Origin of the sequence: uncultured Gemella sp., from assembly GCF_963515875.1 — a bacterium.
Taxonomy (GTDB): domain Bacteria; phylum Bacillota; class Bacilli; order Staphylococcales; family Gemellaceae; genus Gemella.
The window spans coordinates 1-26,270 of sequence record NZ_CAUPZX010000026.1 but is presented as its reverse complement, the minus strand read 5'-3'; the positions used below and the strand labels follow the sequence as shown (position 1 = coordinate 26,270).

The window sequence follows — 26,270 nt, the reverse complement described above, 5'->3', positions numbered from 1 at the left end:
CAGTAAAAGGGGTACATATCATTTCTACGAAATCACGATTTTTGAGTCACTCCCTTACTTTTTTGTATAACAAAATGTACAAATATTTCTTTTGTAACTACTTTCTTAATTAATAAAAAATAATTAGTATGGATTTTTCTCATCCACACTAATTATTATACACCCTATTATTTTATGCTTTTTTTCTAGATTTAATTGCCCCTACTATTATCGGAATTAAGCTGATTAAAACAATAGCAATTACAACTACTGAAAAGTTTTTCTTAACATATGAAATGTTTCCAAAGAAGTACCCTACTGATATAAATAATGTACACCAACAAAGACCTCCAAAGAAATCTATCACTCTAAACTTAGAGTATTTCATCTTACCAGCCCCTACGATAAATGGAACTATTGTACGAATAATCGGGAAAAATCTAGCTAAGAAAATAGATTTTCCTCCATGTTTTGCTACAAAGTTTTCAGCGTCTTTTATATTGTCATCAGACACGAACTTTTTAAACCACGCCTTACTCTTTAAATAATCAGAGAAGTTTCTTCCAATAAAATAGTTACAATTATCACCGATTACAGCAGCGCTTATACATAAGAATAATAAGAAGAATATATTATTTCCTGTCGCTGCCCATAATGCTCCACTAGCAAACAATAATGAATCACCTGGTAAAAACGGCATAAATACAACACCAGTTTCAATAAAGATAATTAAAAATATTATCCCATACATCCACCATGGGCCGTGTTGAATCATTAATTCACCAAGATGCTTGTCAATATGCAATACAAAATCAATTAAAAATTTAATTGTTTCCAATGTAATCCTCCTAAAATTAATATGTCCTAATGATTATACCATAGAGAACATACCCTGTCTAATAATCATACAATCAGTAGATTAATCTCTTATAAATTTTTTCATTTCAGCAATGTAGTCCTCATTACTTTCATGTTTTCTAAGATGATTTAGAACTCCGATTGTTGGTTCACTGACATCTTCAAGTTTTCTACGAGTTTGCCATAAAATTTTCACTTCGTCTTCTGTTAGTAATAGATCTTCTTTTCTTGTAGAACTCTTCAAGAAATCAATAGCTGGATAAACTCTTCTTGAAGCGAGTTCTGGCGATAATACAATTTCCATATTCCCAGTTCCTTTAAATTCTTCAAATATTAAATCATCCATTCTAGAACCTGTATTAATTAAAGCAGTTGCGATTATAGTTAAACTTCCTCCACCTTCAACATTTCTCGCTGCTCCAAAGAATGCTTTTGGCTTGTGAAGACTTGACGGATCTACCCCTCCACTTAAGACTTTGCCACTACTTGGTTCAACAATGTTATAAGCTCGTGCAAGTCTCGTTATGCTATCCATAAGTATAATTACGTCTTGACCAAGTTCTACACGACGTTTAGCATGTTCAATTACCAACTCAGCCATCTTAATGTGATTTTCTGAAGTCTCATCAAATGTAGAACTTACTACATCTGCACCTCTTACAGATCTTTCCATATCAGTAACCTCTTCTGGTCTTTCATCAATTAAAAGGATAATCAACTTCTTATCAGGATAATTTTTTCTAATTGAATTTGCTATATCTTTTAGCAATGTTGTTTTCCCAACTTTAGGTGGCGCTACTATTAATCCACGTTGACCGAATCCAATCGGTGCTACCAAATCAACAAATCTTGTAGAAAGTTTTTCCTTAGTAGTCTCTAAAACAATTTTTTGATTCGGATAAATCGGTGTTAAAGCTTGGAAATGCGCTCTACCTTTTGCAACTTCTGCATCAACATCATTAACTTTATCAACTTGAAGAATACCTGCAAATCTTTCACCTTCACGAGGTTTACGAACCTTCCCAAAGACTTCATCACCTTTTTTAAGCTCAAAACGACGAATTTGAGAAGCAGAAATATAAATGTCCGTTTCCCCTTTTTTATAATCAACAGTTCTTAAAAAACCAAAACCATTTTCTGGATGAATATCATCTAAAATTCCAGAAGCATAATAATGTTCTTCACTAACTGATTGTTTTTCTAAAATTGCTAAAACTAATTCTTTTTTATTTAATGTATAATATCTTGGAACACCTAGTTCTTTCGCTAAAGCTGTAAGTTCTTTAGTATTCATACTTTTATACATTTCATCAAATTTTACGTTGCTCATTTTTATCCTTTCTATATATATTTCACAAAATCTACTATAAAATAACTCTAACTACTCTTATTAAAAATTTAAAGTAGATAAGAACTTGAAACAATATCCTGTAATGGAAATTATCTCTAAGTTCTTACTTTCTTCTATTAAAATTTCACTTCTAACTATTACTTATATACGTTTATCTCTTACTAAGTACTACTACTGCTGATAAAATAAAACAAGCTCCTATTAAATCAACTATGCCGAATGTTGTCCCTAATAATAAGAATGAAAAAATTATAGCAGCAATCGGTTCAAAACAACCTATAATGCTTCCTGTAACAGCACCAATTAATCTTATTCCTTCTAAATATAATGAAAATGACATTATTGTACCAACAATAATAACCCCCGTTATGCATAAAAAGTCCATAAGGGAAAAGTTTGGAGGTATATAGTTGCTTCCTGTCCCAAAATAAACAACGATACCTGCAATTAGTAATCCCCATGCCATAATAGGCATAACTCCATATTTCTTTGTTAAATTTACTGATGAAATATTATAACTAGCTAGCCCAAAAGCAGAAAATATTCCCCAGAATAATCCCAAAGTGGAAATATTTAATTTACTAAAGTCTAAATGCGTAGCCATAAGAACAGTTCCAAATAATGAGGATACTATTGCAACGACTTCACGAGCCATCGGCCATCTTCGACTTATAATACAATAATAACTCATAATCATAACTGGTCCAGTAAACTGAATAACAGTTGCCATGCCTGCATTTGTATACTTAATCGCTAAGAAAAATGTACCTTGACAAATAAGTAATCCTAGAAATGAAAAATTTAATAATCTCAAAATATCTTTTTTATCTGAAAATACATTCATCAGGCTTTTTTTATCTTTTAAAAATAAAATAATTACTAGAACTATACCTGAATAAAATAGTCTATTGGAAATTACCCAAGTTGAATCTATCCTAGAAATATTAAGTAAATACTCACCTAATACTCCCGATAATCCCCAACATGTAGCTCCTAACAGAGTAAGAATTACACCTTTTTTCATAGTACTTTTTTCCATAACTACATGCTCCTAATGATCAAATAATTTCAGACTTGAATTTACGATCCTATTAGATTTTTCTATAACATCATTATAATTTTCATCTTTTGATAGTAAAATACTTGTAAATAATGTAATCATATTATTTTGAGCTACCATCATATTCCCACATGTATAGAACTTTGCATCTAAATTATTAGTAATGTACCCAAATGGAGAATACCAAAATCCATAGCCCACATTATAATTATCATCAAGAAATTTCTTTGCTACATTTTCTGGATATCCTTTAATTATTGGCATTGGATACAATAAACTTAGTGCTTTTATTGCTTTTTCAGCATCCTCTACTCTTGAATTTAAAACAGAATATACATCTAATTTTTTACCCATTAATGTTTTATCATCATACACATTAAATTCACAGTCAAAATGAGAGTCAAAACTATTCTTATATTCTTGAATAATTTCTTTTTCATCAAACATGATTGAATAATCATTATTAAACAAATTCTCTTTTTTCAAATAGAGCTTTGCTTTCAAATCATCATCCGTGTAATCCAACGATATCAAAGGATTTGTTGTAACAAATACACTTTTTTTTGATTCAAATGCTATAAAATATCTATTTTTACTTAGAAGATACTTTGTTATTGCTCCTAATGAAGTATTATTCTCTAATAATATTAAATTCTTTCTTGATAGTACGATACGTTTTAGTTCTTCTTTTTCAATTTTAAGAAGAGCGGTCCTAATGTTTTCTTGCCAAAGCTCTGGATAAATTTCTCTAACTACTGATATTTTCGGCTCATTTGATATTTCATTTTTATCATCGAGTTTGTTTAAAAATGAAATTCTCTCAGACCATAATTCCGCGAATTCTTTTTCTTCTTTCATGTTAAAGAACATAGTAATATATACATCTTCATCTTTGAAAACTGCAAGTATTCCCGGAACAACAAATGAAGTATCACTAAAATCGACCCATTCTTGGCTATTTTTGTTTTTACCATCCGAGACTCCACCATATATACCAAAATACTCAGAATCATGCTCGTCTATTTCTAAAAATGTAACCTGAGCTTTTAATTCTTCAAAACCAGATAAGACGCTACTATTATCAAAACTTGTTAAAAAATCGTTAGAATCCAACAACCACGTTGCTTCATAACCAATTCCAATTATAGATGATTTCGTATCTGGTGTCCTTATAATAAATCTTTCTCCTTTTTTAGGAGAAAACAAACTAATAAATTGGTCTTCAGTAAATGTTTTCTTCAATTTAAATTTTACAACAAGTTTATCATCAAGAACTGTATCGCTAAAATCATAGTCTATAATTCTCTGATAATCATTCATATATATTACCTATCCTTTTTTAGCTCCTCATTTTGAAGTCTTTCTTCACGTTCTTTAATTTCTAATTTTTTTTGTCTTTGTTTAATTAATCTATTTACTTCTTCTTCAGATTTATAACTAGCTTCTTTATCTGTAAAAATAAATAAATTCTTATGATTATTCAAGATTGATAACACAGTTTTATTTTCTGTATCCTCATTTTCAAATAACTCTGCAATATACTGTCTCTTGTCTTTTCCTAAAACAACAACAAATAAATTTCTAGCAGACATCAGGTTTTCATAGCCAATACTGATCAGTTTATTACCCGTAATTTCCATACCCGCTTCTTGTAGTTGAGCTTTTTCTCCATCTGAAAATTCAACAATATGAAGATCTTTATTTACCTCATCAGCATAACGATAATCTAATATTCCCCCATCAGAACCTAAAAATACTACCGCAACATCGATAGGATTCTCTCCAAGCACTTCTTTATAGTTATTAAGTTCCTCTTCGCACTCATTGCTGTTTAGCGTCTGTGGATAATAGATATTCTTCGTTTCAACATCAATTTTTTTAAATAATTCATGTCTTGCATATCTATATAACCCAAATCTTTCCTCAATATCAATATCAGCAAACTCTCTTTGCCCTAACATTATAACGTGTTTATAACGATATTTCCCAGTCTTATTATCATCAATCATTCTATTTGTGAACTGAGTGTTTATTATATTTTCTGGTAAACAAATAACTGCCCCATCCTCAATATTCTTTTCAAATTCATCATACATTCTATTTAAAACTGCAGTTTCACTATTACAAACTATATATTTCACGCTTTCACCTCCAAATTTTATTATTCAAATTTAATTCCTATTATACCACAATTAACCCTTACTAACAATGTGCTAAGTTTTTATTCAACTTCAATCAGCCTTGATAATACATAAGAATAAACATATGTTTTAATATTTTCTAATTGATAATAATCTTCAACTGCTTCTTTATAAATTCTAAGTTGCTCTTTATGTCTATCTTTTAAAATATTTTCTCCAGTTTTAGTTGTAACATGATCTGTTTTATAATCCACAATTATTGCTTCTTTATTAGATACACGAATAAACAAGTCAACAACACCCTGTAAAATTACAGCTATTTCACTATCACTTTCCTTATATAGTTCTCTAGCTTTTTTAGATGTTGTAAATGCTATTTCGGTCTGACAAAATTCTGCAGACAAAATAGTATTCATTAATTCACTATTTACAAAATTCTCAATTTTTTCTAAGTCATCCTCATTATTTATTATATCAAATTCCTCAACTGTCAAAATTCTATTTTCTTTAATATTTTGAAATAGATTATCTGTTTTCTTTAAGTTATTAATATACTCTCTAACTTCTAGAATTTTCATACCATTTCTAATATCATTAACAATCTTTTCAAATAACTTATGTATAATATTACCTCTTAAAATTGCCTTACTAGATGAATTTGTACTTTTTAAAGTTGTTAATTCTAAATATCCACGTTTTTCTTTCTTTTGTATAAAAGTACTAGCGTCTGTATTGATTTTTTTCAAAGCACTATAAGATGTTTTGGCTGGAAATATTTTATCCCTAACCTCTACTTTATTATTTTCATCTTTATTCTGTTGCTTCATCTCAAAATTCTTATAAAAGTCTTCTAAATCAAATTTAAACTCCGCTTCAGTTTCTTTATAAAAAGGTTCAGTTGCATACCCTTCAAATTTTGCATCACGTTCATTTTCAAAATCGAAACCGGCTTCGTATTCACTTAAAAGATTATTTAAAATCTTTTCAAAATTATCATCTTCAATAAGAGCTTGAGATAAAGTTTTGTCTTTAGCTTCATCATTATTTAATTCAACACCATTAGGACTTACGATAAACAAAGCATTTTTTGCACGAGTTAGCGCAACATATAAATTACGAACTTCTTCTTCTCTTTCTCGTAGTTTAATCAAAATACTATTATAATTATGTAATCTATTTAGTTTTTCAACATTAGAGCAGCTATACCCTAACCTTTCACATATATTATCTACATTGATACTTAGACCAAAGTTTTCTGTAAATAATGCTTCACCAGTATATCCTCTTTTACTAAACAAAGTATCTAAATCTGCTACAAAAACTTCTTTATACTCTAATCCCTTAGAAATATGAATGGTAGACAATGTTACACTATCATTTGGAGTTCTTTTTTTCGTTTCAAAAACTTCTTCACTTTTTATTGTTTTTAATTGACTAACTAATCCTGATAACTTATTATCTATTCTTTGATATTCATTTACAATATCAACAAAATTCTCAAAATAATCTAACTCTTCATCATCTACACTTATTGTTACCAAATAATTTCTAAAATCTATATCACTTTCTATACACTCTAATAAATTCGGCAAAGAATTATTCAAACTAAAGTTTAACCATTTTTTTATTTGATTCTCAGTTTTGTTGTCTTTCTCAGTTTTACTATTTTGTAATTTTTCAAAAAGACTTTTACCTTTTTGTAGTGATAATTGTAATAATTCATCATTGTTGTAATCAAAAATTTCAGTATGTAAAATTGCTAATAAACTTGCATCTCTATTTGTATTATCCAAGAAATTTAACAAATTATACAATATATTAAAACAAGTAGATTCTGTAAAACCAACTTTTTCTTTGAAAAATAGAGGTATATTGTATTTACTGAAAATTTCTTTAAAACTATTCATTTTAGTGCTATTTCTAACCAAAATAGCATAATCACTATATTTTTTCCCTTTTTTTACACCATTTAATATTTCACAAGCAATATTTTCAATAGACTGTTCTCTATAATTTTTCTTATCCTCTATAGCATCTCCTGTGAAATAATTAGTTTTACCATTTATGAATTTTGTAGGTATTATTTCATGCTCTTTGTTTTCTTTTGCTTTAGGATAATATAAAGCACTATCTTCATCATAACTTACACCTGCATTCTTATTCCCCATCAATCTATTGAAAATAAAGTTACTACATTTTAAGATATTCTCGTCACTTCTGAAGTTCTCTTTTAATACTATACAAATTCCCTCTGAATCACTTTCAAAAGAATATTCATTTTCTATATTATAATTATCAATTACTAACTTTTTATAACTATTATATTTTTGTTCAAAAAGATCAGGATTAGACCCTCTGAAACCATAAATCGCCTGTTTAACATCACCAACTCTGAAAAAATAAACATCTTCTCCCCTAATTAAATTCAATATATACTCTTGAAGGTTGTTATTATCTTGATATTCATCTACATATATCTCTAAAAAATAATTTCTATAATACTGTGCTGCTTCACTAAGGACAATTTCATTATTTTCCTCCTTAGTTAAAGCCTTTATAGCAAGATGATTCAAGTCAGAAAAGTCTAAGAAATTATTTTCACGTTTTCTTTTTATAAAATCATTATGAACTTTCTTTAATAAATTTATTATAGATTTAGAAAGTATATCCATCTTTTCAATTATTTTAAAATAATCAACATAATCTATAAGAGAATTATAAATACTATTAAGTAGTGCTGTATCGAATACATTATCTTTTATTTCCAATTGAGAAATAAGGTTATTTTCAATAATTTTAATTTCTTCTAATTGTTCTAGGTTACTCTTTTCAATTTCTTCTATTTGAAAATATTTATTAATCCTTTCTTTTTTGTTAGTATCTAAATCAACTAGCGATAAAATATCTATACTTGGCTGTTTCAACTTGTTTTCTAAACATTTATTTATAAATCTACTAAAACTTAATGCTTTGGTAATATCTTCTGTTCCAATTAATTCTTCTATTTTTTCAAATTCTTTCACTACCTCAACTTCAGTTATATTGAGTTTTTCTAATGACAATGAATTAAATCTAGTAAAATCAGTATCTAAATAATTTAAAAAGTTTGGGATATTCAGCAATTTATAATATATATCCATAATAAATGAACTAATATTTTGTTTAGATCCAAATATAGCAAACAACAAATCTGAACTGATAGAATCTTCTTGTACAAATCTTTCAAGAACATTTCCTATAGTTTCAATTAATAATCCTTTACTATTTGCAAGAATACTAAAATTCGGTGATAAATACGTGATTTGATTATCAATTTTTTCTTCAACTAAGTAATAAAATTTTTTTAGTACATTTAAACAAAAACTATCAATTGTACTTACATAAGCATCATTCATTAACATTCTTTGTTTTCGTAAAAACAAAAGATCTTCTTCTCTTTTCGTCGATAATAATCGTTCACTTATTTTGTCTTCAATTCTAACAATCATATTCTTAGCTGCGGCTGTTGTAAACGTTAAGACTAATAGTTTATCTATATCCCATCTATTTGTTGCTACTTTTCTTGCTATTCTTTCAGAAAGAACTTCTGTTTTACCACTTCCTGCCGCTGCAGCAACAAGAATATCTGCCCCTGTTATAGCAATTGCTTGCCACTGTGGTGATGTCGGTGGGTATTTTCTAGAAGCGGCTATATTATCTATTTTTTCTATTTTTATCATGAATTCATCCTCTAATTTGCTTTATTAACCACTTTATATTTTAACATAATTTAAGCATTATGGTATAATATTTTAAAATAACAACGTAGTTATTATTAGAAGAAATATAATAGGTGAAAATAATGAATCATAAACTTTTGGCTTTGGCCCCTCTTATCGCAGCCAGTTCAATAATTAGACAAAATAAAAATCTAAAAACAACAAAAACACTCCTTAGTTTTAACAACCTACCTAAGGAATTTGATAATTTTAAAATTGCTCAAGTAAGTGATATTCACTGTAACAAAGTTGGTTCTAGTGATATTACATTTATAAATAAAATAAAAAAATTCTCACCAGATATTATAGTCATTACCGGTGATCTACTAGATAGTTATAACAACGACATGGATATTGCGTACAATATACTTTGTCAACTTTCCGTAATTTCCCAATGCTATTTTGTTTCTGGTAATCATGAATTAAGACTTCCTGAAGAATATGAAAGATTAACAGAAATACTACATAAATTAAATATTATTAACTTAAACAATAGCTCAATATTATTAGAAAAATACAGTGAATCTATTAATCTAGTTGGGGTGGAAGACTATAATTATTTTAAAAATGAAGATAATTTAAATCATAAAGCAAACTTTAAGAAAACGTTAGAAGATTTAAACTTGGCTAATCATTTTAATATTTTATTATCACATCGACCTGAAAAATTTCCAATATATATAGAAGCCAATTATGATCTAATTTTTTCTGGACATGCACACGGTGGGCAATGGAGAATTCCATTTTTTGGTGGAATTTTTTCTCCTAGCCAAGGATTTTTCCCAAAATATACTAGCGGAAAATATATACAAAATAATTCAACACTTATTGTATCTCGTGGTCTTGGGAATAGTTCATTTCCTATAAGAATAAATAACAGAATAGAATTAGTTTTAGTAACATTAAAAAGAAAAACATAAAAGGGAGTGACTCAAAAATCATGATTTCGTAGAAATCGATTTTGTCGAGTCACTCCCGCGTAGTTTATTAGATATCTCAAAAGCTTTTATAAAGCTAATTAAGATATCAATAAACCACTATGTCTATGAGTTCTCATATAAAAATTGTTAAGTTTTAGAACTTTTTGGTCAGTCCCTTTGAATTTTTTTAATACTAAAAATATAGTTTCTCAAATTTATCTATTTTTTCTTCGAAATCTTGAAGAGCTAATTCTATTGCTTCAGGTTTAGACATATCGACACCTGCATTTTTTAGAACTTCAATTGGATAATTAGAATTTCCTTTTGAAAGGAATTCATCAATATAAATCTTAGCATTGTTACTATCTTTTAAAATTAGTTTAGATAGAGCTTGTGCAGCAGAGTATCCTGTTGCATACTGATATACATAGTAATTATAATAGAAATGCGGAACTCTTGACCACTCATATTTTATATCCTCATCATAAGTAAATGCATCTCCATAGTATTTTTTAACTAGGTTGAAATATTCATTATTTAAATAATCCGCTGTTATTGCATCACCATTTTGAAGATGTTGATTTATAGTATGCTCAAATTCTGCAAATTGCGTTTGTCTATAAACTGTACCTACAAATCCACTTAGCGCTTGGTTAAGGACACGTAGCATTCCATTATAATTTCCTTCTTTTTCAAATTTATTATAAAGATATTCTGTTAACAATGCTTCATTACATGTTGACGCTACCTCTGCTACAAATATTGAATAACTTCCATAAACGTATGGTTGATTTTTTCGAGTATAGAATGAATGCATTGAGTGTCCAAGTTCATGAATTAAAGTATATACATCATTTAGTGTTCCATCAAAATTCAAGAGAACAAATGGTTTTGTTGTATAACCTCCCCATGAATAAGCTCCTGAACGCTTTCCTTTATTAGGATAAATATCAATCCAACGTTCAGTAAATGCTTTTTTCATATCATTTACATACTCTTCTCCCAGAGGTTTCACCGCTTCTAAAACTATATCACGAGCCTCTTCGAATGTAAATTTAATAGGTTCTCCTTCTACCATCGAAACACCTCTATCATACAATCTAAAATCGTCAAATCCTTTTACTTTTTTATGAAGTTCATAATATTTTTGTAAAGCCGGAATTTTTTTATTCACTACCGACACTAAATTATCATACACTTCTTCTGGAATTAAATTATTAGATAGTGCATTATTACGAGTTGATGAGTATTTGTATACATCAGCATAGTATTTTTTTCTTTTTAAATTTCCGCCAAGTGTTGCAGCTAGAGTATTGTTATGTTTTTTAAAATAATCATATAGTGCATGAAAAGTGTTTTTTCTTAAAACTCTATCTGTACTTTCCATGTATGTACCATAGGTACCATGAGTTAAAGTATGTTCATTTCCATCTTTATCCTCTACAGTATCAAAAGATATATCAGCATTATTTAATGCAGCAAAAGTCTCATCGCACGCACTCAGTGCCTCACCAGCCATTGAAATAATTTTTTCTTGTTCAGGATCTAAAGTATGCTGACGTTTTTTATTTAACTTTTCTAACTCAAACTTATAAACCGCCAATTCATCAAGTTCTTTAACATAACCTAATAGAACTTTCTCTTCAATCGAAAGTAGCTCTGGTTTTAAAAATGACCATTCAGCATAAAATCTAGAACTTAAATTTCTTGTTTTTGCATATAATTCAGCATAAAATGGATCTGTACTGTCTTGATCTTTTTTTAAAGATGAATAAATTGATAACTGTTCAACTTTCAACATCGATTCTTCTTCAACTTTAAATACTTCTAAAAGGCCTTTAGCTCCTTCCAATACTTTTCCTTTATAATTTTTTATCTTAGGAATAAACGCTTCTACTTCATTAAATTGGTTCCAAAAATCATCATTTGTTTTAAAAATTGATTCCAAGTCCCAAGTATTATCTACTTTTTGATCTTTTCTTAATAGTTCAGTCATATTCTTTCTCCTTATATTTTATACATAGACTTAATTATATCATATATTTTATTAATTTGGTAATTTATTTTTTTAAAATTAAAATAAATTTTCTGAAAATACGATTTGAGCAACTTATTTTCTTTTTATTAAATGATCATATTCCTCATGACCTATAAATATTTCACAATCTTTTTTAAACCCGTAACTTTCATATAATTTTCTGGCTCTAAAGTTAGACTGAGCAACATTTAAACTTAACTTAGATTGTCCACTATTAACAAATTCTGTTAATAGTTTATTACCAATACCTTCTGCTCTGGCATCAGAAAAAACAAATAAAGTGTCTAAATAAAATTCCCCTTCTAACACTTCATCATAATCGAAAATTATCGTATCTTCTTTCAAACCAAAGTGACTTATGATTTCATCACACCAAAATTTTTTCATTTTTTCAACTTCATCATAATGATATGTAAAAGAAAATCCTTTAATCACACCTTCCTTCTCAAAAACCATGCAATTTTTGTAACTAAATCTATCATAATCAGACACAAATACATATTCCAAAATCTTAAAAATTTTTTCTTCTGAATAATCATTAAATATATCTATCCCTAATGATTTAATAAACTCAAATAATCCTTCTACTACTTTAAAATCTTCTCTTTTTGCTTTTCTAATCATTTTTTCTCCTATACAATAATATCTTCTATTGCCAATAAAGTTCCATTAATTATACGATTCTTATAAGAAATACTTGCCGATGAACCCTCACTCCAAGTTCTTTCAAACCAAAATTTGAATTTTTCTATGTCAAAATCAATTTTCACTAACTCAATAAATAATCCGCCTATCTCTTGTGAAATAATCGACTTTTCATGCTTACTTCTAGCTATTCTAGTAAATAGACCAAAGGTTTGTCCCTGTATATTCGCCATTCCCGCTGCACCATTATTAATAACAATATTTCTTCCATTATTATATACTACTGGCAAACATGTATGAGTTGTTGCTAATATATCTATATCATTCTCTTTAAACCAATTGTCTAATTCTTTCTTTCTAGCTTCTAATTTTAAATTATCATTTGAACATTCCCAACCAGACATACTTTTTTCATCACCATGAGTGATTGCAATTTTTTTACCAAAAAAATCTAATACTAAAGTTTTTGATCGTTCTTTTACATCATTAAGAATTTGATCACCTTTAATATTCTCTTTCATTATATTATGAATAATATTTGATCGCTCTACTACTCCATCACTAACGTCCTCGGGATAATTACATCCACACCCTAAAGATGATGTATTATTTAACAATTCAAACTCAACATTTCCTAGGAGTTTTATACCCTCTTTAGATAACTCCTCAATCCTTAAAAAATCTTCTTTTTTGACATCAAACCAATGCATATCACCATTAAAAACTACCTTCGCATTTTCATCTTGTGCCATCTTATTGATAATTTCTAAAGCATAACTATTTCCATATAATCCTCCAACTATATAGATTACTTCCTCTTCTAATTTTTTACTTTTCTTTGTCCAATCCTTTTGAAGAATATACTCTAATGAACAATTTCTACCTTTTTCCATATACCTCTCTCCAAATATAATAAAAGTAAAGACTTACCGTCTTTACTTTTATTATATTATATTTATTTACTTTTTGCGAACATTCCTGGTACTACATAACCGATAGTACATAAAATTAATCCGTATAAATTAACTCCTAAAAGTAATGCATTCTTACCTGTACCAATAGCCCAACTTGTAGGAATTAAATCAATAGTTAATAGTATTCCTAAAATAATTCCAATCCAAAAACTCAAGTGGAATCCTAATTTTGTTGGTTTAACAAAACCGTGTAATAAGAAAATCGGTGCTAGTCCAATTACCATTGTTCCACTAATCGTTGTAGCTTTAAGAATATCTGTTCCCATAATCATTGGAAGATTACCTATAATCGCAAATGTAATCATAAATAACACTGCGACTTTCTTAGGATTTTTTAATCCTCTATTAGACATTTCCGGTAAATCTTTGGCAGTTAATTTCCCTAAACTTGCAAATGTAGAATCCAGCGTTGACCCTGCCGCAGAAACCATTACTACTATCATAGCGAAGTATCCTGCCACACCCAAAGTCTTACCTAAAGCTGCTGGAACATTACTACTTACTTCCATTCCAATTAATTTCGCATGAATACCAATGAAACTAAAGATTAGAATAGAGAAGAATCCTAGTATACCAGATACGAAAAATGCACGAAGCATAGTTTTCTCACTAGCTATAAATCCTCTATCCGTTAGTACTGGATCATGGAATGGATAACTAAATAATTGTAGAATCGTAACAAGTAACATATCTACACCAGCGTTCATCACCCAATTTCCTGATGTTACGAAATCACTAATGTTGTGCTGCGGTAAAATTAAAGCAACTACCCAACCTACAAAGAATATGAAAATAACAGCTTGTATAACATCAGTTACGATTGAACTTCTTAATCCACCAAGTACAGTATAACCTAAAGTTATAACAGTAAATAGAATCGCAGAGATGATAAATTCTTTACTACCTGCTTTTCCATAGTATCCTCCTACTACAGACGTATTACTCCATACCTCATTAAATAAACGAATAAGTATCGCTGCTGAAAATGCAACAGAAGCTGCTTTTCCATAATTAGAAGTTAAGAAACTTACTAATCCTTTTGCTTGGTACTTTGTTCTTAATCTATAAATTGCTAATCCACAAATAGGAATACAAAGCCAATATGTAGCATAAGCAAGACCACCTACAAATCCATATTGCGCACCTAAATTTGCAGCATTTGTTACAGATTTGGCAAAAATCCAACTTATAAAAATACTTAACATAAGCATCATCTCCGTAGGTTTTTCCCCTCTGTTGCCATCACCTCTAAAGAATCCTGCTTCTGTTACCTTCTTTGGTGATAATAAAAACATTACCACACCATAAACTATTAAAAATCCCCAAAATAGATATCCTGTCATATCATTCATTTTCTATACAAATTCTCCTTATTATTTTAGTCTAATACAACTTCACCAACATTAGCATATCTCGCAAATGATGGTTCATAGTTTCGCACTTCAAATCCTAATTCCTCCAGTACTACTGCAACATATGAAGCGCGAACTCCAGTTGTACAATAAGTAATTTGAAGTTTATTTTTATCTAAACCTTTATCAGTTACGTATTTTTCTAATTCTTCTCTAGATTTTAAGAATCCATTACTATCAACTAACGAATTAAATGGTAGAGAAATTGCACCAGGAATATGACCTGCTTTATTCTCCCCATAGATAACACGCCCATTGTATTCAACTTCTAATCTAGTATCAATAATTTGAACATCTTCATCACCAATTTTCAACAATAATTCGTTTGTAAAAATAGCTTGGTCGTTGTTAGTTGCTTCGCTACGAACTACATCACTAACATCAATTCTATCAGATGATGATTCGTAGTTTTTGTTAAATCCAAGTTTTTCAACTTGTTTGAATCCACCATCGATAAACTTGACGTTATTTAATCCTGTATACTTAAATGTATACAGAACACGTGCCTCATCTCCAAATCCATGTTCTGGCATTGTAAATCCATAAACTAAGACTTCTGAATCATGAGAGATACTTAACTTTTTGAAGATTTGTTGGTAATTTTCCTTAGATAATAATTTTCCTAATTCTTCCCCTCCAAATTCTCCCAATAGACTTATATCAGTCCAATCAACAACTACTGCTTTGTCATACATTAAAGAACCCTCTTCTAACATACTTCCTCTAGCATCAATAACTATAACTTTATCATTAGTTCTATTTTTTAATAAATACTCAGCATCAACTAATTTTTCAAAATCAAATTGTGTCATAAGTACCCCTCCTTAGAATTTAATTACCAGTTTATTATATCATAAATAATATAAAAAATATAATGTAGCTCCCTAATGAATATAAATAGAAAAGCATACTCTTAAACTAACTATATAAATAAAATAACCCTAAATATTTTTTCAGTTCTTTTAAATCGTAAATATTTCTATTTACAAACTTTATTAAACATGTTATAATAAATCGAAATTATTTCGAATTGAAATTAAGGAGAATATATATGAATAAGAAAAAGATGATTATTTCTAGTGCGTGCGGATCGTTAGTAATAGGTTTATCAGCATTCGCTGGATATGAATACGGAAAGCAACATGCCTATGAAACAGCACCGCTAATTAGTAATACAGCTCAAGCAAAAAAAATTAATTACTCTGATAAGGTGAGCTCAGTAGTTGTGAGTGAAATAACTGATGCTGGTTATGTTACTCTTCACGGGGACCATAGTCACTTTGAAAAAGGATTAGTACCTTATAACGCTAAAATTCTTGATTCATTAATTTATAAAAATAAAGATTATAAATTAAAAAATGAAGATATACAGTATGAACTTGCACAAGGGTATGTTATAAAAGTTAATGGTAAATACTACTATTATCCAAAAGAAGGGATAACTCAAGATAATGTTGTAGATGAAAAAACAGCAAAAGAAATTTCAGCTCATGCACATCATCACCATCATCACCATAATCATGGTGAATCAAGTGAAACTAAAGAAAGTGGCGATCACTACACATTTAATCCAAAAGATATTGTTAGTGAGACAGTAGATGGATATGTAGTTCGTCATGGAGATCACTTCCACTATATTAAAAAAAGCGAGTTATCAGCTTCTCAATTATCACAAGCAAAAGAAAATGGAGTAAATCCTGCATTAGGAACATCATCAGCAGGAGTAACAACACCAACAAGCGATGGGTATATATTTAAAGGTGAGAGTGATATCATAGGTAGAAATAATTTTGGTCTTATAGTTCAGCACGGTAATCACCAACACGTAATACCTTACTCACAATTAAGAGGAACACAGTGGGAATATTTAATAAATAACCAAGAAACTACATCTAATACTACGACAATAAATACTCCTACAAATAATCTAGCAAGCGGTGTACACCACGAACATCATGAGAATATGTCAAACGTTGAACACCATGAACATCATAACCATCATGGAGAAGATGCAGTATCTGACGATGGATATAAATTTAATCCAAAAGATATAGTAGCGGAAGACGAGAATGGTTACACAATACGTCATGGAGATCACTTCCACTATATTCCAAAGAATAAAGTTGAACACAAAGAAGAAAGTACTGCATCTACACCGACAGTTTCTACACCAACATTACCAGAAGTGGAAAGAACAACAGAAGTTATCAAACCAGTTCCAGTTGTTCCTACACCAACTTTACCTGAGGTAGAAAGACCTGTAGAAACTACTAGACCAGCTCCAGTTGTTCCTACTCCGACGCTACCAGAAGAAAATAAAGTTGAACAGCCTAAAGTTGACAACACAGTAATAAGACCTAGTGTCTTATCATTTGCTGGTGTACAATTTGAGACTAGTGATGGATTTATTTTAAAAGAAAATACAGTAGGTGTACCTACATCATTAGGTTTAGTTGTGGATCATAGCGGACATCAACACTTTGTATTTTACAAACAATTGGTTAATTCTAAGTTCGAATCTCTAATTCCTAAACAATACTTAGAAAAAGCTAAAAATGAATATAAAGCCTTAGAAGACAAGGTAAATGAGAAAATTAATTATCTAGTAAAAGAAAAAAATGTTAATAGAGATTCAATCAAATTTGTCTCAACAGATAAAGGAGAGGCCCTTTCATATAATGGTACTACAACACTATTAAATGATATAGTTAATGTTCCTAATAATTCAACTAATGATAAACCTACAGTTAATAATACTGAGATTAACAAACCTTCTAAAGGTACTGAACAACATTATTCTGAAGAAGTTACAAAAAAAATTAATCACCTAGCTAAAATACTAGGAATAGATGCTAAACTAATCAAATTAATAGACACTGAAAATGGACAAGCATTAACTTATCCGCATGTTGATCACAGTCATACTGTACTATTAAATGCAATTCATGTTGATGAAACTGAAGTTACTATTACTGATGAAATTCAAAAACAAATTAATTATATTGCTGAAGTTTATGGTGTGCCTAAAGAAGCTGTTAAAGTAACAAAAAACTTTTTTGTCTTTAATGAACCAGCACATGCATACGATCCAACACATATTCACCCTTACCTAGTTCCTCGTGAAAAATTCTATATTCCTGAAGTTACTGGTGATGATGAGGTGGATTTCGAAAATGAATTACTTGCTTTATCAAAACGTACAGGAATTCCTGCAGATAAAATTAAACGTGATGGAGATAAATTTGTGATACCTCATGGAGATCATGATCACTACGTTAAAATTCTTTCTAAGGGAGCTAACATCTATTACAAAAATAGAATTCCTAATATCACAGGAAACTATGTTGCCGGTGATTTTGATAAAGAAGCTGTATTTAAACGAATCGATGAACTTAAAGCAAATAATCTTTCTAAACACAACAATGATAAAAAACAAGCTAATCGTGTTAATCGTGCACTAGATCAATTGCGTGCTACAATAGAAGAATTACCTACTAACTCTACTAATGGATATTTAGAAATGTTAAATAATTTTGACAAAAAATATATCAAAGAAGAAACAAATGCTGACACAGCAAAAAATGATGAATTAGTTAAAAAATACAATACACTACTTAACCGAGTTAAAGATACTGATATTGAAAAATATGGTCTTTCTAAAACAGACTTAACTAACGAATTAAATAGAGCTAGTGAGAACAAAGATGCTAATACACTAAATAAAGTTAGCCATATGTTAGATGAACTTAAAAAATTCGAAGATCGTGAAGGTATAACAACAGTTAGTTACATAAAATACTTCTTAGAAAATATTGATAGTGACAAAATTGATAATAACTTACGTGAAGAACTTGCGTCTCTTGTAAAAGATTCTTATGAATCTCAAGCATCCATCACTAGAACACCAATGAGAACATTAGTTACAAGACTTATTAATGCGAAAAATGCTCTTCACTATGCCTTAGAACACAATGAAAGTTCAAAAGTAGAATTCGGTGAAAAATATAAGAAACTTAATGAAACTGATAGCGATGGTACAACACTTCGCTCTTCAGCTAATCAATTCGCTAAAGAGGCTAACGATCCAACATTTCCAATCGAATTCTCTAATGCCAAATATGACAAAGCAGATTTTGAAAAATATGCACATAAAACAACTGAATCAGCTGAAAATACTGTACCTAAAACAGAAGAAAACACTAAAAAAGAAAAAGATAACAATGATAGTATTACAGAAAGTCAACCTAACAATGAAGTAAGTACTCCTAAAGATGAAAATAATACGACAGATAATAAAAAAGTAGAACTTACTCCTGAAGAAACTGCTAAAGTTAACTTACTTGCAGGAATCTTTAAACTTTCTCCAGATTCATTAAATATTATTGAAACGCCATATGGAAAAGCAGTAAACTTCTCATTAGGTGGTAAAGTCGAGACAATATTAGTTAATGATATCGATAGATTACTAGCCGCCCTAATCGCAAATGCTAAACCTAAAGAAACTTCAACAAACAGTGAAAACAGTACGACTCTTAACTCAGAAAATAAAGCTTCAAATCAAGAAAACAACACAACAAACAACGAAAATAAAAACAATATAGAAAAAGAAAATACTTCTAATAACGTTGCAGCAAAAGAAGATACTTCAAACAATTCAACGGTAGAAAAATAAAATAAATACAAAAAAACACTTGACAACAAAGCTTAATATGGAGTAAAATTAATTTTAAATAAATATATATAATTTGATAATAGACATGTTTTAATCTAAAAACATTTCCAGAGAGAGTATATATGCTGAAAGTACTTATTGTTTATTTTAAAATTCTACTATAAAATAACATCAAATTAAATTTCAAGAATCTTTTTAGATTGAATTTGGGTGGAACCACGGTATAGAAATTAATCGTCCCTTACGTCAAAGACGTAAGGGATTTTTATTTTATAAACAAATTCAATTTAAAATATATACATAAAAGGAGAATAGAAATATGTTAGATATTAAATTATTTAGAGCAAACCCTGAGATGGTAAAAGAAAAATTAGCAGCTAGAAACTTAGAAACAGATGTAGTTGATTTACTTATAGATTTAGACAAAAAACGTCGTGAACTTCTTGTTCAAGTTGAAGATTTAAAAGCTCTTCGTAACAAAAAAAGTGAAGAAATTGCTATTTTAAAAAGAAAACGTGAAGATGCTTCAGATGTAATTGCTGATATGAAATACGTATCTGATGAAATCACTGCTCGCGATATCGAAGTAAAACAAATCGCTGAGGAAATCAACGAAAAAATTATTAGAATCCCTAACCTTATCTCAGATGAAACTCCTATCGGACAAGATGAAGATGAAAATATCGAAGTTCGTCGAATCGGACAAGTAAGAGAGTTTGACTTCGAACCAAAAGCTCACTGGGATCTAGTTGAACAATTAGATATTGCAGACTTTGAACGTGCAGCTAAAATCTCAGGAAGTAGATTTGTATTCTATAAAAAAGCCGGAGCTCTTCTTGAACGTGCTTTAATAAACTTTATGATTGATACTCATGTAGTTGAACACGGATATGAAGAATTTATGGTACCACAATTAGTTAATAGAACTGCATTATTTGGTACTGGACAATTCCCTAAATTCGTTGAGGATGTATATACTGTTGAGTCTGAAGGATTAACACTTATTCCTACTGCAGAAGTACCATTAACAAACTACTACAACGGAGAAATTTTAACTGAAGATATGTTACCAAAAGGTGTTACTGCATTCAGTATCTGCTTCAGATCAGAAGCTGGAAGTGCTGGACGCGATACTCGTGGATTAATTCGTCTTCACCAATTCAACAAAGTAGAAATGGTACGTTTCGCTAAACCTGAAAATTCATATGAACAATTAGAAATCATGACAGGTCATGCTGAAAACATTCTTAAAAAATTAAACTTACCTTATCGCGTAATCACATTATGCTCTGGAGATACTGGATTCTCAAGTGCTAAAACATACGATATCGAAGTTTGGTTACCAAGTTATAATGCATATAAAGAAATTAGCTCATGTTCAAATTGTACAGATTTCCAAGCTCGCCGTGCTAATATGCGTTTCAAACGTGAAGACACTGGAAAAGTTGAATTTATCCACACATTAAATGGATCTGGATTAGCAGTTGGGCGCTGTTTAGCTGCAATCATTGAAAACTATCAAAATGAAGATGGTTCTATTACAGTTCCAGAAGTTCTACGTCCATATATGCGTGGAATAACAAAAATCGAAAGAGATTAATTAAATTTTAAACTAGAATAAATAAAGGAACGATTGCACATACAATCGTTCCTTTATTCTCTTTTTAAATATTTTGTTTTCTTCTAATAAAATATGCCAATAAAATCATTCCAACTCCCAAGATTTCTAAAGACGTTGAAGTTACACCTGTCTTCGGCAATATTTTCTTCTCCGAATTTAATTTATAAGAGTTTGTTTTTGATAGTTCTTCATCGATAGCCTTGTTTTTATCCTTTTCTGGAATTTCTATTTTGGTTCTTTCTTCTAAGTCTTTAGGTCCAATATTTATTTTTTCCACAATAGTAAATTTACTGAAATGGTTTGTTTTAAATGTTATTATTCCCTCAGTATAAATACTATCTATTTTTTCGAGTTTCTTATCTTCGGATATATGATAAACCTCTAAATCATAATTTTCTTTTTTTACTACTGCAACTTTTACTTTTCGTTCAATATTACTATCAACTTTTATATTATTTTTTTCAAAATGAATTTCAAAAGTTTCAATTACATTATATTTTCCCCCCAATTTATTAGAAATAAATTGAATCAAACTACTATCAGTTAAAGGTTCTATATATAATTTTTCTGCAGAAATACTACCTTTTTCAAATGACACTTCAACTAGACGACCTGCTAAGTTAGCTTTTAATGTTTCTTGATTCTTTTCTTTATTATCTACAGAAGCTTGATTATCTCTACTTAGAAATTGTTTGTTAATTTCTTGGTTTCCTATTTTATTACTTGAATCTATTATTCTTTCTAATTCTCTCTCCACTATTTTCATTAAAGTCCTAATTTCTCTAAGAATAGTTGACTTGTCCATCGGTTTTTCTGGTTCCACTACAGGTTTTGTCCCAACTGCATTCCCTTGTGGTTTCTTCTCCTCTGGTTTTACATCAGCTTTGTTCCCCTCTGTTTTTCCCACTGGGTTTTCTTTTTCTGATCTCACTACAGGTTTTGTCGTAACCGCATTACCTTGAGACTTCTTCTCCTCTGACTTTACATCAGCCCTATTCCCCTCTGATTTTTCTTTTTCTGATCCCACTATAGGTTTTGTCGTGACCACATTTCCTTGAGACTTCCTCTCCTCTGGCTTTACATCAGCCCTATTCCCCTCTGATTTTTCTTTTTCTGATCCCACTACAGACTTGGTCGTATCTGCATTCCCTTGTGGTTTCTTCTCCTCTGATTTTGATGGAGGAGTTTTTTTATTTTTTTCTGTAGTTGAATTATTATTTGTTGTAGGATTAATTCCTATATCTGGAATTACTCCTGATTTATCAATAATAACTGCATTTCTAAACGACGTGTATGCATCTGCAGTTTTTATATTAAATATTGTTCCTAAAATCACACTTACAATACCAGTTGTAATTTTATATTTTGTTGTATTATTTTTCTTCACTCTTTTCTCCTTTATCTACACTCCATTAGATAACAATGATAATCATTCTTATAATATTATATTACACAATACGTTTTTCATCAAGTTAATCTTATAAAAAAGTTTGATTAGTAAAACGATACTAATCAAACCTAACATATCTTATCTTGATAAAAATGAGAAGAATCCACTAATTATTGCTACATTAAAGAAATCTATAAACAAGGCTCCAACTATAGGCATTACAAAAAATGCTATATGAGAATGCTTATACTTATCACATACACTTTGCATATTTGCTATACCATTCGGTGTAGCACCTAGTCCAAATCCAACATGCCCTGCAGATAAAACTGCTGCATCATAATTACTTCCCATAAATTTAAATGTTACAAAGTAAATAAAGAACCATGCTAACACTGCTTGAGAAACTAATAATATTGCAAGTTGTCCTGCTACATTACTTAATTCCCATAATTTCAAAGTTATCATTGCCATACCCAAAAATAGATTTAATGAAACATCTTCCAAAATATGAACTTCTTCGTAATGAAGGTCAAACTTAGTTGTATGATCTGATATATTTCTTAGAATAGCAGCCACAATCATAGGTCCTATGTAACTAGGAAATTTTAGAAATTGATTTAAAAATGTTGAAACAAAGCTACCAATAAACATCGCTAATAAAATCATGAAAAATGCTTTAGCAAATCTTTCTCCATCTAACTTTTTAACATCATTATTAAATAAAAATTCATCATTTTTTACTTGTTCATTATCAGCTTTTTCTGCAACAACTTCTAATTTTTTATTTTTAATTAATTTGTTAGCTAGTGGCCCTCCTAGGCTTGAACCAGCAATTAATCCAAAAGTAGCTGCTGCTATCGCCACGCTTTTCGCTCCTGAATGACCTAATTCTTCTACGATAGGTGCCATAGCTGCTGCTGTACCATGACCTCCTGTCATAGCTGTTGAACCAGTTAGTAGTGCTATCAATGGATCAACCCCTGTTGCATAACCAATACCAACCGCCAAAATATTTTGTAAAACTACTAATATTATCGAAGCTATTAAAAATAAAATTACTTTTCTTCCTCCTATTTTTAACAATCTCCAACTTGCATTAAATCCAATACTAGTAAAAAATAATGTCATAAAGAAACTCTGTAATGTATTATCAAACTCAAATATTACTAAATTGGATTGACGTAAAACTAAATTAATTATTGCAAATAGAAATCCTCCTATAACAGGTGAAGGTATGCAATATATCTCAAAAAATTTAACTCTCTTTCGTAAGAACCTACCTATTATTAAAATTACAACAGCTAAACCTACTGTTTGTATCATATCCATCTTAATATTTAACATAATAACACCCTTTCTTTTTGTTACATTTTCTCACATAATATACATATTAAAAAATTTTTAAATATATTGAATTTATATATTTACCACTTTATAAATATATTTTACACTTTTAAAAGATATCTTTCAATTATATGTTAGATTTTTTTACAATATACAAAATATAAAAAACGGGAGTAACTTGATAAAATCATGATTCCGGAGAAATAAATTTTATCAAGTCACTCCACAAAGTTTATTAAATATCTAACAACTATATAGATATCAATAAACCAATACATCTATAAATTTCCATATAACTTTCTAAAAAATTAAGAATCTTATAGAAATCCTTATTCAAATTTAAAAAATTGGTTTTAAAAACTCTGACCAAGTTTCATAATTTTCTTCTTTTTTAGCCTCAGCACTAGACATCCATCTAATAACTAAAGTATCATCTTCTTTTACTTCCACTTGTTTTTTATCAACTTTACATTCGTACACCACTCCAATATGAACCTGACCTACTTCTGTTTCGTCATCATTTATCAATCCAATAAACTGTAGATTCTCTAAAGCTTCTTCTTCTAAAACTCCTACTTCCTCATTTAATTCACGTGATGCATTAATTTTTAGCATTTCAAAAATTGATTTTCCTTCTACTTCGTTCATATGCCCACCGATACCAACAGATGCTTTCCCATGAAGTCTAGCTTCTCCACCTCCGACTAAGCGCTTATACACCAAAACTTCTCCAGTATTAACATCTTTTAATAGTACATACCCTATTAATTGTTTATAGCTAGGATCTTCTTCCATATCTCCACGTCGTTTTACTTCGTATGATTCAAATGTATCGATAATTTTTCCTGTTTTTTCATCTTCTTTTTTTATGAAACCATAAAAATGATTTTCTTCATTGTTAAATAATTCTTTTCTATTTACAACTAATATTTGTTCATCCCACTTACTCATTTAATTTTCCTCACTTTTTTATTTTGCCTGATATGTTCCTTCTTTTAATTCCTTAGCTATCTTAGCTATTTTTCTAAACCTATGGTTAAGACCTGATTTTGATAATTTACCATCTTCAATCATTTCTGCTATTTCTTTTAATGGATACTCAGGATATTTTAATCGTGCTTCAGCTACAACTCTTAACTTCTCATCTATATTATCAAGTCCAATTCTCTCTTCTATTATATTAATATCTTCTACTTGCTTTGCAGATGCATTTACCGTTTTATTCATATTAGCCATATCACAATTTTGCATTCTATTTACTGAATTATTTATATCACGCACTATTCTCTCATCTTCAAACTGGAATAATGCCTGAAATGCTCCAACAAGATTAATAAACTCTGCTATTTTTTCTGATTCTTTAATATAGACAATATACCCCTTTTTTCTTTCAAGACTTCTAGCATTTAACTTATAACTATTCAAAAGTTCATTTAATTCTTTATTATGTTCCTCATATGACGAAAATATTTCCATATGATAACTAGAAGTACGAGGGTTATTTATCGAGCCTCCAGCTAAAAACGCACCACGTAGATATGCTCTCTTCTTTTCGTCAGTATCTATAAGTTCATTAGCTATATCTATTCTCATAGTATAATTGTCATTTAATATATATAAATCTGTTAAAATTTCTTTTACACTTTGTTCTAAACGGCAAATATATACATTATTTTTCTTTAATTTCAATTTCTTCCTCACAGAAATATTAACATGAACATCATAAAAATACTTAATTAAAGAAAACATTCTTCTTGCAATTGAAGCATTTTCTGTTTGAAAACTTAAACTAAGTCTTCCATTAGAAATATTTAAAACACCATTCATTTTTATGAGAGCAGATAACTCCGATAAAAATTCTCTATTTTTAGTAATTTCTATTAATGTCAGCTCTTTTTTCATATCTGAAGCATATGACATAAGTTCCCTCCTAACTCTAATTATTCTATAACTTATTTATTTTATCATGTTAAAAACAAATTAACAAATTATTTGAGTCTGAATATTAGAAATAATGAGTTAATATACAATGTATATTAACTCATTATTTCTCAGATTGTTGACAAAACGACCAAAATATCAATGAAGATATTGATGTTTTGGT

General features: G+C 29.4%; 18 protein-coding genes. 3 read left to right on the top strand and 15 right to left on the bottom strand.

Annotated features, from left to right (window positions below; all coding sequences use genetic code 11):
- Positions 1-172: 172 nt before the first annotated feature.
- The 6 genes from RWL85_RS05575 to RWL85_RS05550 all read right to left on the bottom strand — a co-directional run bounded on the left by RWL85_RS05575 (position 173) and on the right by RWL85_RS05550 (position 9,108).
- Positions 173-817, bottom strand: a complete 645-nt coding sequence (locus RWL85_RS05575) for a VTT domain-containing protein (RefSeq protein ID WP_314085890.1) — start codon at positions 815-817, stop codon at positions 173-175.
- Positions 818-898: 81 nt separating this feature from the next.
- Positions 899-2,167: a transcription termination factor Rho gene (gene rho, locus RWL85_RS05570; protein ID WP_314085888.1), complete on the bottom strand. Its 1,269-nt coding sequence runs from the start codon at positions 2,165-2,167 to the stop codon at positions 899-901.
- A 172-nt stretch (positions 2,168-2,339) separates the two neighbouring features.
- On the bottom strand, positions 2,340-3,227 hold the full coding sequence (locus tag RWL85_RS05565; protein ID WP_314085885.1) for a DMT family transporter: 888 nt from the start codon (positions 3,225-3,227) through the stop codon (positions 2,340-2,342).
- 12 nt (positions 3,228-3,239) lie between these two features.
- Complete coding sequence (locus RWL85_RS05560; protein ID WP_314085882.1) at positions 3,240-4,568, bottom strand: hypothetical protein; 1,329 nt, start codon at positions 4,566-4,568, stop codon at positions 3,240-3,242.
- A gap of 5 nt (positions 4,569-4,573) precedes the next feature.
- The gene (locus RWL85_RS05555; RefSeq protein WP_314085879.1) at positions 4,574-5,389 is read right to left on the bottom strand and encodes a glucosamine-6-phosphate isomerase; all 816 of its coding nucleotides are present in this window, start codon (positions 5,387-5,389) and stop codon (positions 4,574-4,576) included.
- An 80-nt stretch (positions 5,390-5,469) separates the two neighbouring features.
- Positions 5,470-9,108, bottom strand: coding sequence for a UvrD-helicase domain-containing protein (locus tag RWL85_RS05550; protein WP_314085876.1), 3,639 nt, complete (start codon positions 9,106-9,108; stop codon positions 5,470-5,472).
- Positions 9,109-9,230: 122 nt separating this feature from the next.
- Between RWL85_RS05550 and RWL85_RS05545 the strand changes: the two genes are divergently transcribed.
- Positions 9,231-10,067 carry a metallophosphoesterase gene (locus RWL85_RS05545; protein ID WP_314085873.1) on the top strand — a complete coding sequence of 279 codons (837 nt, stop codon included), beginning with the start codon at positions 9,231-9,233 and terminating at the stop codon, positions 10,065-10,067.
- A gap of 193 nt (positions 10,068-10,260) precedes the next feature.
- Here RWL85_RS05545 and pepF read toward each other — a convergent pair whose 3' ends face one another.
- From pepF to RWL85_RS05520, 5 genes are all read right to left on the bottom strand, one after another.
- Positions 10,261-12,063 (bottom strand): oligoendopeptidase F, encoded by a 1,803-nt coding sequence (gene pepF / locus RWL85_RS05540; RefSeq protein ID WP_314085870.1) that lies wholly within the window; start codon positions 12,061-12,063, stop codon positions 10,261-10,263.
- Between the two features lie 114 nt (positions 12,064-12,177).
- Positions 12,178-12,729, bottom strand: coding sequence for a GNAT family N-acetyltransferase (locus RWL85_RS05535; protein WP_314085868.1), 552 nt, complete (start codon positions 12,727-12,729; stop codon positions 12,178-12,180).
- An 8-nt stretch (positions 12,730-12,737) separates the two neighbouring features.
- Positions 12,738-13,643: a calcineurin phosphoesterase gene (locus tag RWL85_RS05530; RefSeq protein ID WP_314085866.1), complete on the bottom strand. Its 906-nt coding sequence runs from the start codon at positions 13,641-13,643 to the stop codon at positions 12,738-12,740.
- A 62-nt stretch (positions 13,644-13,705) separates the two neighbouring features.
- Positions 13,706-15,076, bottom strand: coding sequence for a sodium:solute symporter (locus tag RWL85_RS05525; RefSeq protein WP_314085863.1), 1,371 nt, complete (start codon positions 15,074-15,076; stop codon positions 13,706-13,708).
- A 26-nt stretch (positions 15,077-15,102) separates the two neighbouring features.
- A complete protein-coding gene (locus RWL85_RS05520) occupies positions 15,103-15,948 on the bottom strand; it encodes a rhodanese-like domain-containing protein (protein ID WP_314085861.1) in 846 nt (281 codons plus the stop codon).
- 239 nt (positions 15,949-16,187) lie between these two features.
- Here RWL85_RS05520 and RWL85_RS05515 point away from each other — a divergent pair, with 239 nt between their 5' ends.
- Together RWL85_RS05515 and serS are read left to right on the top strand one after the other, a co-directional pair.
- A complete protein-coding gene (locus RWL85_RS05515; RefSeq protein ID WP_314085859.1) occupies positions 16,188-19,808 on the top strand; it encodes a pneumococcal-type histidine triad protein in 3,621 nt (1,206 codons plus the stop codon).
- A 319-nt stretch (positions 19,809-20,127) separates the two neighbouring features.
- Positions 20,128-21,408: a serine--tRNA ligase gene (gene serS / locus RWL85_RS05510; RefSeq protein WP_314085857.1), complete on the top strand. Its 1,281-nt coding sequence runs from the start codon at positions 20,128-20,130 to the stop codon at positions 21,406-21,408.
- A 64-nt stretch (positions 21,409-21,472) separates the two neighbouring features.
- Here serS and RWL85_RS05505 read toward each other — a convergent pair whose 3' ends face one another.
- From RWL85_RS05505 to whiA, 4 genes are all read right to left on the bottom strand, one after another.
- Entirely contained in the window at positions 21,473-22,816 is a 1,344-nt protein-coding gene (locus RWL85_RS05505) for an LPXTG cell wall anchor domain-containing protein (protein ID WP_314085854.1), read from the bottom strand.
- 141 nt (positions 22,817-22,957) lie between these two features.
- Positions 22,958-24,166 carry a sodium/glutamate symporter gene (gene gltS / locus RWL85_RS05500; protein WP_314085851.1) on the bottom strand — a complete coding sequence of 403 codons (1,209 nt, stop codon included), beginning with the start codon at positions 24,164-24,166 and terminating at the stop codon, positions 22,958-22,960.
- Between the two features lie 339 nt (positions 24,167-24,505).
- Positions 24,506-25,117: an NUDIX domain-containing protein gene (locus tag RWL85_RS05495; RefSeq protein ID WP_314085849.1), complete on the bottom strand. Its 612-nt coding sequence runs from the start codon at positions 25,115-25,117 to the stop codon at positions 24,506-24,508.
- An 18-nt stretch (positions 25,118-25,135) separates the two neighbouring features.
- Entirely contained in the window at positions 25,136-26,086 is a 951-nt protein-coding gene (gene whiA / locus RWL85_RS05490; protein WP_314085846.1) for a DNA-binding protein WhiA, read from the bottom strand.
- Positions 26,087-26,270 lie beyond the last annotated feature (184 nt).

Coding starts and splice junctions, on each gene's coding strand:
- whiA (WP_314085846.1), bottom strand. CDS start 26,086: ATGTCATATGCTTCAGATATGAAAAAAGAGCTGACATTAATAGAAATT.
- RWL85_RS05530 (WP_314085866.1), bottom strand. CDS start 13,643: ATGGAAAAAGGTAGAAATTGTTCATTAGAGTATATTCTTCAAAAGGAT.
- RWL85_RS05545 (WP_314085873.1), top strand. CDS start 9,231: ATGAATCATAAACTTTTGGCTTTGGCCCCTCTTATCGCAGCCAGTTCA.
- gltS (WP_314085851.1), bottom strand. CDS start 24,166: ATGTTAAATATTAAGATGGATATGATACAAACAGTAGGTTTAGCTGTT.
- RWL85_RS05525 (WP_314085863.1), bottom strand. CDS start 15,076: ATGAATGATATGACAGGATATCTATTTTGGGGATTTTTAATAGTTTAT.
- RWL85_RS05550 (WP_314085876.1), bottom strand. CDS start 9,108: ATGATAAAAATAGAAAAAATAGATAATATAGCCGCTTCTAGAAAATAC.
- RWL85_RS05495 (WP_314085849.1), bottom strand. CDS start 25,117: ATGAGTAAGTGGGATGAACAAATATTAGTTGTAAATAGAAAAGAATTA.
- pepF (WP_314085870.1), bottom strand. CDS start 12,063: ATGACTGAACTATTAAGAAAAGATCAAAAAGTAGATAATACTTGGGAC.
- RWL85_RS05560 (WP_314085882.1), bottom strand. CDS start 4,568: ATGAATGATTATCAGAGAATTATAGACTATGATTTTAGCGATACAGTT.
- RWL85_RS05535 (WP_314085868.1), bottom strand. CDS start 12,729: ATGATTAGAAAAGCAAAAAGAGAAGATTTTAAAGTAGTAGAAGGATTA.
- serS (WP_314085857.1), top strand. CDS start 20,128: ATGTTAGATATTAAATTATTTAGAGCAAACCCTGAGATGGTAAAAGAA.
- RWL85_RS05515 (WP_314085859.1), top strand. CDS start 16,188: ATGAATAAGAAAAAGATGATTATTTCTAGTGCGTGCGGATCGTTAGTA.
- rho (WP_314085888.1), bottom strand. CDS start 2,167: ATGAGCAACGTAAAATTTGATGAAATGTATAAAAGTATGAATACTAAA.
- RWL85_RS05565 (WP_314085885.1), bottom strand. CDS start 3,227: ATGGAAAAAAGTACTATGAAAAAAGGTGTAATTCTTACTCTGTTAGGA.
- RWL85_RS05520 (WP_314085861.1), bottom strand. CDS start 15,948: ATGACACAATTTGATTTTGAAAAATTAGTTGATGCTGAGTATTTATTA.